10 protein-coding genes, 1 tRNA gene and 2 rRNA genes (1 of these 13 running past the window's edge) are annotated in these 14,549 nt (G+C 58.3%); 4 read left to right on the forward strand and 9 right to left on the reverse strand.

From position 1 onward, the window contains the following. Positions 1-9: 9 nt before the first annotated feature. The 5 genes from ACQY1K_RS16370 to ACQY1K_RS16390 form a co-directional block, all read right to left on the reverse strand. Positions 10-1,017, reverse strand: coding sequence for an ABC transporter permease (locus tag ACQY1K_RS16370; protein WP_430257879.1), 1,008 nt, complete (start codon positions 1,015-1,017; stop codon positions 10-12). Positions 1,018-1,026: 9 nt separating this feature from the next. Continuing rightward, on the reverse strand, positions 1,027-2,526 hold the full coding sequence (locus ACQY1K_RS16375) for a sugar ABC transporter ATP-binding protein (RefSeq protein ID WP_430257880.1): 1,500 nt from the start codon (positions 2,524-2,526) through the stop codon (positions 1,027-1,029). 75 nt (positions 2,527-2,601) lie between these two features. Beyond that, positions 2,602-3,549 carry a sugar-binding protein gene (locus ACQY1K_RS16380; protein ID WP_430257881.1) on the reverse strand — a complete coding sequence of 316 codons (948 nt, stop codon included), beginning with the start codon at positions 3,547-3,549 and terminating at the stop codon, positions 2,602-2,604. A gap of 126 nt (positions 3,550-3,675) precedes the next feature. Then, positions 3,676-4,668, reverse strand: coding sequence for a sugar-binding protein (locus ACQY1K_RS16385; protein ID WP_430257882.1), 993 nt, complete (start codon positions 4,666-4,668; stop codon positions 3,676-3,678). Between the two features lie 41 nt (positions 4,669-4,709). Continuing rightward, complete coding sequence (locus tag ACQY1K_RS16390; RefSeq protein ID WP_174197223.1) at positions 4,710-5,690, reverse strand: NAD-dependent epimerase/dehydratase family protein; 981 nt, start codon at positions 5,688-5,690, stop codon at positions 4,710-4,712. A gap of 252 nt (positions 5,691-5,942) precedes the next feature. Between ACQY1K_RS16390 and ACQY1K_RS16395 the strand changes: the two genes are divergently transcribed. The 3 genes from ACQY1K_RS16395 to ACQY1K_RS16405 are packed head-to-tail and all read left to right on the forward strand — an operon-like array spanning position 5,943 to position 8,641. After that, positions 5,943-6,581 carry an ATP-binding cassette domain-containing protein gene (locus tag ACQY1K_RS16395; protein ID WP_244476247.1) on the forward strand — a complete coding sequence of 213 codons (639 nt, stop codon included), beginning with the start codon at positions 5,943-5,945 and terminating at the stop codon, positions 6,579-6,581. Between the two features lie 12 nt (positions 6,582-6,593). Beyond that, entirely contained in the window at positions 6,594-7,583 is a 990-nt protein-coding gene (locus ACQY1K_RS16400; protein WP_430257883.1) for an ABC transporter permease, read from the forward strand. Positions 7,584-7,618: 35 nt separating this feature from the next. Beyond that, on the forward strand, positions 7,619-8,641 hold the full coding sequence (locus ACQY1K_RS16405) for a LacI family DNA-binding transcriptional regulator (RefSeq protein ID WP_244474108.1): 1,023 nt from the start codon (positions 7,619-7,621) through the stop codon (positions 8,639-8,641). A gap of 70 nt (positions 8,642-8,711) precedes the next feature. Here the strand turns inward: ACQY1K_RS16405 and ACQY1K_RS16410 are convergent, their stop codons facing one another. After that, the gene (locus ACQY1K_RS16410; protein WP_430257884.1) at positions 8,712-9,623 is read right to left on the reverse strand and encodes a LysR substrate-binding domain-containing protein; all 912 of its coding nucleotides are present in this window, start codon (positions 9,621-9,623) and stop codon (positions 8,712-8,714) included. Positions 9,624-9,934: 311 nt separating this feature from the next. Between ACQY1K_RS16410 and ACQY1K_RS16415 the strand changes: the two genes are divergently transcribed. Beyond that, positions 9,935-10,924: a TerC family protein gene (locus ACQY1K_RS16415; protein WP_430257885.1), complete on the forward strand. Its 990-nt coding sequence runs from the start codon at positions 9,935-9,937 to the stop codon at positions 10,922-10,924. A gap of 203 nt (positions 10,925-11,127) precedes the next feature. Here ACQY1K_RS16415 and ACQY1K_RS16420 read toward each other — a convergent pair. The 3 genes from ACQY1K_RS16420 to ACQY1K_RS16430 all read right to left on the reverse strand — a co-directional run. Then, positions 11,128-11,204 (reverse strand) — tRNA-Met (locus tag ACQY1K_RS16420). Positions 11,205-11,461: 257 nt separating this feature from the next. Next, a 5S ribosomal RNA gene (gene rrf, locus ACQY1K_RS16425) occupies positions 11,462-11,576 on the reverse strand. A gap of 257 nt (positions 11,577-11,833) precedes the next feature. Continuing rightward, positions 11,834-14,549, reverse strand: a 23S ribosomal RNA gene (locus ACQY1K_RS16430); it runs 98 nt beyond the window's last position.

Consider the following 14,549-nt stretch of genomic DNA (forward strand, 5'->3'; position numbering starts at 1 on the left):
ACCTATCCGTCATCCGTTTGCCGACGGGATGCGGGAAACCTCGGCCAAGGCAGAGCGGGTCGCCTGATGATGTCGCCTTTGCCGATAGGCATGGAACTGCGTATCGGCAATGACGCCCATCAGGATGACCGCACCCATGACCGCGAAATTGAGCGACGAGGGAATGCCGAGCAGGTTGACGAGGTTCTGGAGGACCTGAAGCAACACAACCCCGAGCACCACCCCAACGATCGAGCCTTCCCCACCCCGCAGGGAAAATCCGCCGAGGACCGCAGCCGCGATGGCATAGAGCTCGTAGAAATTCCCATGCGACGAGGGCTGGACGGACTTGGTGTACATGGCGAAGAAAATGGCCGAGACGCCTGTCAGAAAGGCACAGAGAACATAGGCCGTGACGATCACGCGCTTTGTATTGATCCCGCAATAACGAGCCGCCTCCTCGTTCTTTCCGACGGCCAGAAGATGCCGTCCGAAAACGGTTCGGTGCAGGAGAAACCATGCAAGCACCGCAAACACAGCAAAAGCCATGACGGAATGGGGAACGCCCGCTGTTCGCCCGACGAACAGATATTCGAGCATGGGAAGATCCGTCCCGAAGGTAAAGCCGGCCGTCCCGTCTCTGGTATAGAAACGCGCTATGCCTCGGTAGATCAGCAGACCGCACAGTGTGACGACGAAGGGCTGCAGCTTGAGCCGTGTAATGAGCCAGCCATGCAGCAATCCGATCACCACCGACAGGACCAGCACGATCGCAAAGGCGACAGGCCAGGGAACACCATGGGAGGCAATCAGGTCGATAAAGATGACGCCGAGAAGGGCGATGACGGAGCCGATCGAAAGCTCGATCCCTGCGGTGACGATGACGAAGGCCTCGGCAATCGAAAACAGCCCGAACAGTCCAATCAGATTGGCTGTGTTGGCAAGATTGACCGGTGAAATGAAACGCGGATTGACCAGTGTCACGATGGCGCCCACGGTCAGAACGAGGACGCCAAGGCCGATGTCTTTCTTGTGCATGCCAATCTCCTATCCGACCGCCAGACTGAGGATCGCTTCTTCGGACAGATCCGCCCGCGACAGGATGCCGGCAATGGCCCCGCGCCGCATCACCGCCACGCGCGTCGAGACACCGATGACTTCCTCCATATCGGACGAGATCATCAGCACCGCGGCTCCGCCCTCCGCGAGATCGCGCATGAGGCGGTAAACCTCAGCCTTCGCTCCGACATCGATGCCTCTCGTCGGCTCGTCGAGAATGATGAGCCTGGGATCGAGACCGAGCCACTTTGCCAGAACGACCTTCTGCTGGTTGCCGCCCGACAATTCGCTGACCGCACGGTCGAGCCGCGGCGCACGGATCGATAGCCGGCTGCGGGACCGATCAGCGATCTCCATTTCGGCCCCGCGATCGACGAAGCCAGCGGTCGCGATCGCCGAAAGGTTCGGCATCACCACGTTTTCGGAAAGCGAGAAGTCGAGGAACAGTCCCTCACCCTTGCGGTCTTCCGGCACCAAACAGATGCCGGCGGCGATTGCTGCCGGCACCGACCCGGATGCGACCGGCTTGTCGTTCGTCTCGACACGGCCGCCCTGGACGGGATCGATGCCAAAGATCGCACGCGCAAGTTCCGTCCGACCGGCGCCCACCAGACCGGCAAGCCCGAGGATTTCCCCGCCTCGAACCTCGAGATCGACCGGGGCCTGCGGATAGGCCTCGGTTCTGAGATTTCGTGTCCGGAGCACCACCGGCCCCTGCCTTACCTGCGGGGGCGTGTAGAATTGCGTCACATCGCGGCCGATCATCAATCGCACCATGGCATCTCGATTGATGCTGCCGCTTCGGAGCTCCCCGGCATTTCGACCGTCCCTGAGCCCGACCACCCGGTCTGCGACGGCTTCGACTTCAGCGAGGCGATGGGTAATAAACAGGATGGCCACTCCATCTGCCCGCAACCGGCGCACGACGTCGAGCAACCGTTGGGTTTCCGCAAGAGTGAGGCTCGATGTCGGTTCGTCGAGGATCAGAAGGCGGACATTGGTCGAGAGCGCCTTGGCGATTTCCATCAGTTGCTGGTCCGCCAGCGAAAGTTCCGAAGCCTGGGTGGATGGCTGAAAGCGAGCGCCCAGCATGTCGAGCAGTGGTTTCACCCGCTCGGCCATGGCCGCATGGTCGATAAAACCGAAGCGGCGGCTGCGCGGCTCACGGCCCAGGAGAACGTTGCCAGCGACATCGAGATTGAAAAACGGGTTCAGCTCCTGGTGCACGAATGCGATGCCACGGGCCAAGGCCTCGGCGGGTGTCAAATGGGACGTCGTTTTCCCATCAATGACGATCTCACCTTCATCGGGCACGATCGTGCCCCCAAGCACCTTCATGAGCGTGGATTTTCCGGCACCGTTTTCGCCGATCAACCCGACAACTTCACCGCCCCGGATGCCGAGCGACACCTGATTGAGCGCCACAGCGCTTGGATAGACCTTGGTGATGCCGATGAGATCAAGAGATATTCGGGCGGCAGCTGTCATCTGGCGTGAACCTCGAATGCGTTGAGGGCCAGCGCGCAGCCCGAAAGATCCGCGCTGGCCGCGTCAAGGCGCGTATTACCCGCCCATCCGCGCCTTGAGCTGCTTTTCAAACGCATCGACATTCGCCTTGTCGATGACTTTGGTCGGCACGATGATCAATCCATCTGCCGGCACTTTCGACTTGTCGCCCTTCAGGTACGCCGCCATCAGCTTCATCCCCTGGTAGCCCCATTGATAGGGGTCCTGAACGACCGTGCCTGCAAACTGGCCTTGCCGCACGGCTCCCAGCGTGATCGGATCTTCATCGAAAGCGATCACCGTGATGTTCCCGAGCTTTCCGGCCGCTTTCAACGCTTCATAGATCTTCGGTGGATTGTAGGAATAAAAGCCCACCATGCAGGTAATGTCCGGATTTGCCGCGAGGACATCGTCGACATTGGACCGCGCGCGGGCAAAATCGACGTCATCGCCCCTCACATCGACGAGTTCGATTGACTTGCCCTTCACGGCCTGGCGAAAACCGTCGATCCGCTCCCTGGCGTTATCAGCGCCAAGAAAGCCGACAAATCCCATACATTTACCACCCTTGGGGAGCGCCTTGACCGCAATCTCCCCCGCCTGGATGCCGGCCTGGGTGTTTGACGAACCCAGATAGGCGATGCGCTTCGACTGCGGCGCATCGCTGTCCGTCGTGAAGAGCGGAACCTGAGCTGCGATGCGGTTGAAGGCATCGACGGAATTCTTCGGGTCAGCCGACGAGATCATGATTGCGTCGGTCCCCGCAGCCACAAGGTCATCCATCAGGGCGTTCTGAAGTGCGGCCGTGCCCTGCGTGGGATAACGGAACTGCAACTCGAAATCCGGAAGCTCGGTCTGCGCCGCCTTGACCCCGGCCTCAGCCAGCTTCCAGAAATCGGAAGCGGCATTGACAACGAAGGCGAGAGCCTCTTTCTCTGCAGCGACCGCTGGCATAGCCACCATGGTCGCCATGGCCACTAGGGCCGTGATCGTAATCCTTTTCATCTTGTCCTCCCGCAACCCACTCCTCCAGGGCTGCTCCAGGTTGAAGGGCGACAACCGAGCCATGCAAAGCCTACGCCCGGTTATCGGGTCCGTTTCAGCGTCTGCGCCATGGGCGCCACGGCGCCGTCAGTTGGTCTTGCAGAAACCGGGATCTTCGGCGTTGCAGATGTCGAGGCCGGTAAACAGCGGATCATCCACCTTCTCGCCTTTGATCAGCTTGATCATCACGTCGGGTGCCTTGTAACCCATCTCGAAGGGCCGCTGACCGACCTGCGCATGGCTGCGGCCCTCACGGAAAGCCTGGGTCTGCGGTGGCAGCGTATCCCCCGCCACGATCACCAGTTCCTTCGACTTCAGCTTGCTCATGACCTGGTCGGTGACCTGGGTATAGGCCTGTGGCGCGAACTGTGCCCACCCGCCGATCAGGATGAAGGCATCGAGCTTGGGATGGGCTGTAAAGACATCCGACATCTGCTGATTGGCGAGGTCAGCCTGGTCGTTGGTATAGACGGGGCATCCCTCGATTTCAGTCCAGCCGTTCTGTCCGCTCAGCCGCTTCACGTCCTTGGCTCCCGCAATCGTGTCACGGAAACCCTGGGCACGCGCATTGATGTTGGCGGCACCAACATTGCCGAGTTGCAGACACACCGTGCCACCCTTCGCCTTCAGCTTCTTCGTCTGCTCAGCCATCTTCACACCCATCAGATAATTGTCGGTGCCGAGATAGGTCTTGCGCAGATCATGGTCTTTCTCGAGGAAATCCGCATCGACGGTCATGACGGGAATTTGCGGCGCGATTTGGCGCACGCGGTTCGCCATGGCCGGCGCGTTCGACGGCGAGATTGCAATCGCTGCAACACCGCGCGTCAGCAGATCGTCGACAATCTGGACCTCACCCGCTTCGTCGGCCGAAGAGGCCGGTCCCGTATAGAGGCACTCGTATTCGCTCTTCGGATTTTCCGACAGCCACTTCTTGCAGCCCAGATTGATCTGTTCGAAGAACGGATTGTCGAGCCCTTTGACGACGATGGCGAGTGTCTTTCTGCTCTCCGCAGCGCTCTCGCCGGCCAGCAACATGAGAATAGGTATTGCAGTGAATGCCAAATATCTTGTTTTCATTGCCTTTCTCCTCCTCTAAATCGCCGGCGAAACCCTCCTGCTCAGCCGGGATACCAAATGATGCGCGGATCATTTCCTGCACGCCTGTAGCTCCAGGCACGCTCGACAAGTCCTTCGACATCGATTTCCGGTTGCCAGCCGAGAACCATCCGGGCCTTTGAATTGTCGAGCCAGTTGCTGTGAAACGGTGTCGGGATGTCGCGGCGCTGCCGATCGCCGGAAGCCTCCAGGATATCGGCCAGCGCGCCGTAGTCGACCGGCTGGTCCATGGCGACGTTGAACAGCTCTCCATACGCGGCCGGATTGTCCAGCGCGGCGATCATCGCGTTGACGAGATCATCGACATGAAGAAAGCTGCGCTTGAGATAGGCGCCGCGACCATCCCGCATGGCAGGTACGGCCCGGTTCTTCCTGAGCGCGTCGAGATCATCCGCTCCCATCATCGCCGACCACGGCGGCCCGCCGAACTGATCAGGACCGACCTCCATTGCGTAGCGGAAGTCGTCCTTTTCCATGATCCACGGCGCGCGAAGCGTGGTCCAGTTGAGACCCTCCTGGATCCCGAACTGTTCCACCATGGTTTCTTCCAGCACCTTGGTCAGGGCATAGACACCGCGATAGGCTCGCCTCGGCGACTGCTCCGTTATCGGTGCGCTGTAACCATGAAAAATGTGCCCAACGACACAATCGCCGCTCAGCAGCATGAACTGCTGTTTCGCAGCCGAACGGCTGAAACCCTCCAGCAGGAGGTAGAGCCCCTTGAGAGCAACATCGATGGCCTGATCGGGCGTCTCTTTCACGGCAGCCAAGTGCAGCACATGCGTCACACCTTCGAGCGCCTTCCCGACAATCTGCGGATCTGCCATGGACCCCTTCACGACGGAGACACGGGGACCGGGTTCCAGGGCGCGGTTGTTGCAGAGCGCGACGACATTCCATTTCGCAAAGCGCGGATTGGAAAGGAAGGCGGGAAGGAAGGCTTGGCCCACCTTTCCGGTGGCGCCCGTCACGAGCAACCGCATCACCGCCCCCTTTTCGCTTTCAGGTTGAATAATTAATATTTGGTTATAATATTAAGTCAAGCATTATTGATACCCGTTTACGGGCGGGCAACGTGCAGGCTATGGTGCCGACAGAATGCCATCGTGGGATCAGCCGAGGGAGGGCGGAGCGTGTCACGGCTTTCATTGCATTCAATTTCAAAGAGTTACGGCGCAATACAGGCGCTGTCGCGTGTCAGTGTCACCGTCGAACCAGGGGAGGTTCTGGGACTGATGGGGGACAACGGCGCCGGCAAGACGACGCTTGTCAAAATTATCGCCGGCAACTTCCCACCATCGACAGGAGAGATCCGCGTCGATGACCAACCGGTGACCTTTCACAACCCACGCGACGCACAGCGACACGGCATCGAGGTCGTCTATCAGGACCTTGCGCTGTGCGACAATCTCTCGGCTGCCTCCAATGTCTTCCTGGGGCGAGAGACCATGCGCAGCCTCGGGCCGCTGCGCTACATCGACTATGCCAAGATGAACCGCGTCGCAGCGGAGCTGTTCCGGCAACTCAAATCGGAAACGAGACCACGCGATTTGGTGCGCCGCATGTCCGGTGGCCAGCGCCAGGCGGTTGCGATCGCCCGCACGCTGCTGTCCGAGCCCAAGATCGTCATCATGGACGAGCCGACCGCTGCAATCTCCGTCCGCCAGGTGGCCGAGGTTCTCGATGTCATTCGCAGGCTGCGTGATCACGGCATCAGTGTCATTCTCATCAGCCACCGCATGCCCGACGTCTTCGGTGTTTCGGACAAGATTGCGGTTTTGCGGCGCGGCGAACTCGTCGCCAGCAAACGTGCCGATCAGTCGTCGCCCGAAGAAGTGACAGGATTGATCACCGGCGCCATCGAAGCCGCTTGAAAGGAGATCGCCATGACCACATTGGATGACGTGATTGCCCGCAGCGAGCATCGAAGCTGGATCTCACGCGTATCGAGCCGGCAGCTGTTCTGGGTCTTTATCGCTGCGGTCCTTGCCTGCCTCGCGCTCAGCATTCTAACGGACAGCTTTGCAACGGAGCGCAATCTCTTCAATGTTGCGCGCAACTTCGCCTTCGTCGGCATCATCGCGATCGGAATGACGACCGTAATCGCCTCGGGCGGCATCGATCTGTCGGTGGGCTCAACCGTCGTGTTGAGTGCCATGGTGATCAGCGTCACCATGGAAGGTGGCATACCCTTCCTCCTCGCCTTTCCTCTTGCGCTGCTTTCAGCCCTCCTTGTGGGCGTACTGAACGGCGTGCTTGTCGCCTATGCCGGAATGCCACCCTTCGTCGTCACCTTGGGCACTCTTTCGGCCGCTCGGTCCCTGGCCATGGTCCTGTCGGACAACAAGATGATCTGGAATTTCGGCCCCGACCACGACCTGTTGATCTGGGTCGGCGGCGGCTCGACGCTGGGCATACCCCACCCTCTTTACGTCCTCGCTGCACTAGCCCTTGTAATGTCGCTGGTCTTCAGGTGGACCCGATGGGGGCAGCATCTGCTTGCGATCGGCAGCAATGAGAACGCCGCCATCCTGACCGGCATCCCCGTGCGGCGCATGAAGGTGAGTATCTATGGCGTGTCGGCTCTCGCCGCCGGGCTCGCCGGCGTTCTGATGGCTGGATGGCTCGGCAGCGTGACCACCAATCTCGGCCAAGGCATGGAGCTGACGGTGATTGCCGCGGCCGTCATCGGTGGTGCCAATCTGGCCGGTGGCGAAGGCAATGCGCTCGGTGCGGTCGTTGGAGCACTGTTGATAGAAGTTATTCGCAACTCTCTGATCCTGCTCGGCATCTCGACATTCTGGCAAGGAATGTTCATAGGTACCTTCATTGTGGTTGCCGTAGCCTTCGACCGTGTCCGGCACTTTCGATCCTGACACGGCACCATCCCCCGGAAACCACGGTGTCCGACATGGAGAATGCCTTGAAACCGACGATGATGGACGTGGCTGCGCTGGCAGGCGTATCTCAGGCGACCGTTTCCCTCATTCTCAATGGCAGTTCCGGCGCCCGGTTCACCGAAGCCACCCGCAAGCGGGTCTTCGACGCGGCGGATCAGTTGGGCTATCGTCTCGCGAACAAGTCATCAGCCAGTTCCGGACCCGGCAGTGCGCCCGCCAACAAGGTAATCGTTTTTGCCGTCGACGAACTGACCACCGATCCATGGATGGCCCTTGCCTACGAAGGTGCCCGCGAAAAGGCACTCGAACTCGGGATTATCGTCACACTTGGCGTCTTCCGCAAAGGCGAGGACCCGGATGGCGGCATCTTTTCGATCTGTGACGGACAGGCACTTATCGGCTACATTTTCGGCACTATTTTGACCCGCAAGATCGATCCGCCGGAACCGCTTCTGAAGGTCCCCTCTGTGCTGGTCAACTGCTACGATCAAGAGCGTCGGCTTCCGTCCATTCTGCCGGGAGACGTCGCCGGCGGCCGGGCGGCGACGGAACGGCTGATCAGCGCCGGGCGCAAGCGGATAGCCCTGATCAACGGCCAGGAAGGTCTCGACAATCCGCGCGACCGCTTGCGCGGATACAAGCAGGCTCTTGCCAGCAACGATCTCTCCTACGACCCCGACCTCGTGCACTATGGCAACTGGGAACCGCCGTCCGGATACGAAAAGACGCATGCGCTGATGAAGCTGAAGGATCCCCCGGACGGAATATTCTGCGCGAACGACCTCATGGCGCTCGGCTGTATCGAAGCGCTGAACGAACTCGGCAAGTCTGTCCCGGAGGATGTCTCCGTCGTCGGCTTCGACAACAGAGACATTGCCCAGTTCACGATGCCGCCGCTGACAACCTTCCATCTCCCGATGTTCGAGATGGGCGTAATGGCCGTCGAGCTGCTTTCCGATATGGCTGGCGGGCTGACCAGCAATCACGACCAGCTGAAGGTGGAGTGCCGACTGGTCGCGCGCAGTTCTGCCTGAGCTTAAACTGGCTGCTGCAAGGTTCGCGGCCAATAGAATGACTTGCTGAGCAGAAAGGACCGCCGGCGCGTCAGCCGATCCCGAGCTCCAATGCAGCGTCTGTCGCCCTTCTGGCAAGTTCCTGAAAATGCGCCACCCGGCCGCTGGTTGACCTGAAATAGACGCCGACCTGACGGGTCTCACTCCAGCCCTCGATTTCCAGGAGATGAACGTCTTCTGCGTTGCGGAACTCCGCCTGCGCGTAGAGTTCGGGAAACAGCGAGCAGCCCATGCCGATCGACACCATTTGTCTGATCGCGTCCAGGCTGGTACCGGCATAGTCGTCAATGACAGTCGCGCCGGACGCCTTCGCCAGTCGCTGAACGCTCTCGAGCAACTGGTGTCCGCTTCCAAGCGCCAGCAGACGCTCGCCTTTCAGCTCTTGAACGGAGACAGCCCGACGTTTTGCAAGCCGATGGTCAGCGGGAACGCCCAGCAGCAGCCGCTCCCTGCCGATCGGCACGAACATCAGGGGCCGCTCGCCGAACAAGGGGCCGAGGCCACAGTCGAGCGTTCCTTCCGCGACAGCGGTTTCGATCGCAGCAGGACGATCTTCGACGATGTAGATCTTCAGATCGGGGTATTGTTTATGCAAGGACGGTAGGAACCTGGGCAGGAAATACGGCCCGAAAGTCGGCGGCGTGCCCAGCCTGATGACGCCGCCAAGCGCTGCGCTGTGCTTTGCGACGGTCTCGAGCAGATCGCCCATAGCGGCAAGCGCTATGCGGGCACCATGCACAAAACGTTCCCCGACCGGCGTGAGGATAACCGTTGCCGACGTCCGCTCAAACAGCTGGACTCCCAGATTTTCTTCCACGATCCCCACTTGAACGGAGAGTGTTGGTTGCGAGACATGGCATTGCTTCGCGGCCTTTCCGAAATGACCACATTCAGCAAGCGCGACGACATATTCGAGTTGGCGAAGACTGGGGCGAAACGGCATGCTCAATAGTCGATCACTATCGAGACGATTTCAACAATCAATTGGCGCAATGACGATGGGATCGCCAGTTCAGTCTTTGATCAAAGAGGAGGTCGAAGAAGGAACTGGCTTTGACCTCGAAAGGCCATCGCGGCGCTCCGACTGAAACGCGCAAGCCCTCTTGATCACGATCCAGTTCCATCCGCTACCGCGGGTCCTGCGCCCGCGGTTTACTCCTTGTGCCCCTGTCCGGGCCCCTCTGGCGAGAGCTGCCGGTCCTCTCGCGATGTCGGACGCCGCATCCACCGTGAACGACCGGCTGGAGTGTTCACATGGACTTTGCATTCTTCTTCGTAGACTGGCTGGGCAAGCCCGTCTGGATGTGGCTCGGTTTCCTGTCGATCGTGGTTTCCCTTTTGGCCCTGGACCTCGGCGTTCTTCACCGCGACAACCGCGAGATTGGTGTCCGCGAGAGCCTGATCCTGTCTTCGATGTATATCGCGCTCGGTCTTGCGTTCGGCGGCTGGATCTGGTGGCAGCTCGGCGGTGAGCAGGGGATGAACTACCTAACGGGCTTCGTAGTCGAGAAAACGCTGGCGCTGGACAACGTCTTCGTGATCGCGCTCATCTTCTCTTTCTTCGCAGTGCCGCGCAAATACCAGCACCGCGTCCTCTTTTGGGGCGTGCTGGGTGTGATCGTTCTGCGCGCCATCATGATCGGACTTGGCGCGACGCTGGTTTCGAACTTTTCATGGGTCCTCTATCTCTTTGCCGCCTTCCTCGTCATCACCGGCATCAAGATGCTGTTGATCGGCGACAAGGAACCCGAGATCGGCAACAATCCCATTGTCGGTTTCATGAGGCGCAGGTTCAACGTCACGGAAGAGCATCACGGTCAGGATTTCTTCGTCAAGAAGCCCGATCCCACGACCGGCAAACTGGTCTGGTTCATGACGCCGCTGTTCATGGCCCTCGTCATGGTCGAAATCGCCGACGTGATCTTCGCGGTCGACTCCGTCCCTGCGATCTTTGCGATCACGACCGATCCGTTCATCGTCTACACGTCGAATGTGTTCGCGATCCTCGGTCTGCGCGCACTGTATTTCGCACTCGCCGCGATGATCCATCGCTTTCGATACCTGAAGCCGGCGCTCGCAATCGTGCTGATCTTCATCGGCTCGAAAATCTTCGTCGCTGACCTCCTGGGTCTCGAAAAGTTTCCCGCTTCACTCTCGCTCGGTATCACCTTCGCGATCATCGCCTCCGGCGTTATCTGGAGCTTGGTGAAGACACGCGATACACGTGCCGGCAATACGGTCTAAGGGGCGGGACTGTTAGCCACAACACGCCCCAGCCTTGCAAGGCATCAATCGAGACAGCCGGAACGCTGGTAACAACCCGATCGCATCCGGCGTCACCCGTCTTTGGCGGACACGGCGTATCGGCCGTCGATGCGGTTCGGTCAGGCTACAAACGCAAAACACCCGCAGCTTGTCGCTACGGGTGTTTTTCGATAATGATGATTTGGTTGCGGGGGCAGGATTTGAACCTGCGGCCTTCAGGTTATGAGCCTGACGAGCTACCGGGCTGCTCCACCCCGCGCCAAGCGAATTTGGCATTGCCAAATTTCGCGTCCGCGTCACAGCTAAGCTGTGATGCGTAGTTCCGGAGCAAATCCGAAGGATTTGTCTCCTGTGAGGGACGCACCGGCTACAGACCGAACGTCCCATTATTTCGTTAAACCCCAGCAACGACAAAAGGCCGCTTTGGGAGCGGCCCTTGGTTTGGCCAGGGGCCGGTTGGTTTGTGTGTGAGAAGATTGTTTGATCCATCCTTATGGATGGCATTGCCTTTAATAGACCTGGCAGCGACCTACTCTCCCGCGTCTTAAGACGGAGTACCATTGGCGCAGGGGTGTTTCACGGCCGTGTTCGGAAAGGGAACGGGTGCAGCCACCCCGCAATGACCACCAGGTCGATTAAGGGCAATGTATGCGTGGCAATGGGCGACCATTGCAACGCTTTATCGAGAAGCTGGCGGAGGCGAACCCCCTTTTGTCTTGATTGAACACGTCTTTGTTTGCCGGCTGGTTTGTCGGAGCGTAGCTCCGCAAGGCCAGAGGCCGTCGTGACCAGTGTCACGGCCCGTCCGGAGCGTTTTTTTTGCGCGTCAGGACAAAACAGATGTCATCATCAAGGTGCGCAGCACCTTGATGAGCATAGTCAATGAGAACGATGAAGCCAATCGGGCTATTAGTAAGGCTAAGCTTCATGCATTACTGCACGTCCACACGCCTCCTATCAACGTGGTCGTCTTCCACGGCCCTGATAGGGAATACTCGTTTTCAGGTGGGTTTCCCGCTTAGATGCCTTCAGCGGTTATCCCTTCCATATATAGCTACCCTGCTATGCCGTTGGCACGACAACAGGTCCACCAGAGATATGTCCATCCCGGTCCTCTCGTACTAGGGACAGATCCTGTCAATATTCCTACACCCACGGCAGATAGGGACCGAACTGTCTCACGACGTTCTGAACCCAGCTCACGTACCGCTTTAATTGGCGAACAGCCAAACCCTTGGGACCTGCTCCAGCCCCAGGATGCGATGAGCCGACATCGAGGTGCCAAACAACCCCGTCGATATGGACTCTTGGGGGTCATCAGCCTGTTATCCCCGGCGTACCTTTTATCCGTTGAGCGATGGCCCTTCCACGCGGGACCACCGGATCACTATGACCGACTTTCGTCTCTGCTCGACTTGTCAGTCTCGCAGTCAGGCGGGCTTATGCCATTGCACTCGACGACCGATTTCCGACCGGTCTGAGCCCACCATCGCGCGCCTCCGTTACTCTTTCGGAGGCGACCGCCCCAGTCAAACTACCCACCATACACTGTCCCGGATCCGGATAACGGACCGCGGTTAGACATCCATGACGATAAGGGTGGTATTTCAAGGATGGCTCCACGAGAACTGGCGTCCCCGCTTCAAAGCCTACCACCTATCCTACACATGCCGACACGAATGCCAGTGTAAAGCTATAGTAAAGGTGCACGGGGTCTTTCCGTCTAACCGCAGGAACCCCGCATCTTCACGGGGAATTCAATTTCACTGAGTCTATGTTGGAGACAGCGGGGAAGTCGTTACGCCATTCGTGCAGGTCGGAACTTACCCGACAAGGAATTTCGCTACCTTAGGACCGTTATAGTTACGGCCGCCGTTTACTGGGGCTTCAGTTCAAAGCTTGCACCTCTCCCTTTAACCTTCCAGCACCGGGCAGGCGTCAGGCCCTATACGTCGTCTTTCGACTTCGCAGAGCCCTGTGTTTTTGATAAACAGTCGCTACCCCCTGGTCTGTGCCACCCCTTTCCACTTGCGTAAAAAGGGGTCACGCTTCTTCCGAAGTTACGCGTGCAATTTGCCGAGTTCCTTCAACATAGTTCTCTCAAGCGCCTTGGTATGCTCTACCTGACCACCTGTGTCGGTTTCGGGTACGGTCTATACGGTGGAGCTATTTCCTGGAACCGCCCCGCTGCACATCCAATCCAATAAGGAGGTACAACTTACGCGATCCGTCACTACCACCAGGCCCACGAATATTAACGTGGTTCCCATCGACTACGCATTTCTGCCTCGCCTTAGGGGCCGGCTAACCCTGCTCAGATTAACTTTAAGCAGGAACCCTTGGTCTTTCGGCGAGGGGGTCTCTCACCCCCTTTATCGTTACTCATGTCAACATTCGCACTTCCGATATCTCCAGAGGCCCTCACGGGTCCTCCTTCACAGACTTACGGAACGCTCCGCTACCACATACACTTGCGTGCATATCCTCAGCTTCGGTGCATGGCTTTAGCCCCGTTACATTTTCGGCGCAAAGACCCTTATTTAGACCAGTGAGCTGTTACGCTTTCTTTAAATGATGGCTGCTTCTAAGCCAACATCCTGGTTGTTTTGGGATCCTCACATCCTTTCCCACTTAGCCATGACTTGGGGACCTTAGCTGGAGGTCAGGGTTGTTGCCCTCTTCACGACGGACGTTAGCACCCGCCGTGTGTCTGCCGACTAGTACTCCTCGGTATTCGGAGTTTGGTTAGGATCAGTAAGACGGTGAGTCCCCATAGCCCATCCAGTGCTCTACCCCCGAGGGTATTCGGTCGACGCTCTACCTAAATAGATTTCGCGGAGAACCAGCTATCTCCGAGTTTGATTGGCCTTTCACCCCTAGCCACAAGTCATCCCAATCTATTGCAACAGATGCGGGTTCGGCCCTCCAGTTGGTGTTACCCAACCTTCAGCCTGCTCATGGCTAGATCACTCGGTTTCGGGTCTAATGCATCTAACTAAATCGCCCTATTCAGACTCGCTTTCGCTGCGCCTACACCTACCGGCTTAAGCTTGCTAGATACACTAAGTCGTTGACCCATTATACAAAAGGTACGCCGTCAGGCCCCTTACTAAAAAGAGCGCCCTCCGACTGCTTGTAGGCATCCGGTTTCAGGTTCTATTTCACTCCCCTTGTCGGGGTGCTTTTCACCTTTCCCTCACGGTACTTGTTCGCTATCGGTCATGCACGAGTACTTAGGCTTGGAGAGTGGTCTCCCCATGTTCAGACAGGATTTCACGTGTCCCGCCCTACTCAAGGACAATGTCTGTTCTACGCTTACGGGGCTATCACCCACTCTAGCCAGGCTTTCCAACCTGTTCAGCTTTATTCAACATTGCCACTGGCCTGGTCCGCGTTCGCTCGCCACTACTTACGGAGTCTCGGTTGATGTCCTTTCCTTCAGGTACTTAGATGTTTCAGTTCCCTGAGTTCGCTTCTTGTCCCTATGTATTCAAGACAAGATACCTTATTAACAATACCTAGAAATCTAAACCGTCCCGAAAGACGACTTAAACTTTCTAGGTATTTAAGGTGGGTTGCCCCATTCGGAGATCCATGGATCAAA

The organism is Neorhizobium sp. IRS_2294, assembly GCF_050500145.1.
Classification (GTDB): Bacteria; Pseudomonadota; Alphaproteobacteria; order Rhizobiales; family Rhizobiaceae; genus Neorhizobium; species Neorhizobium soli.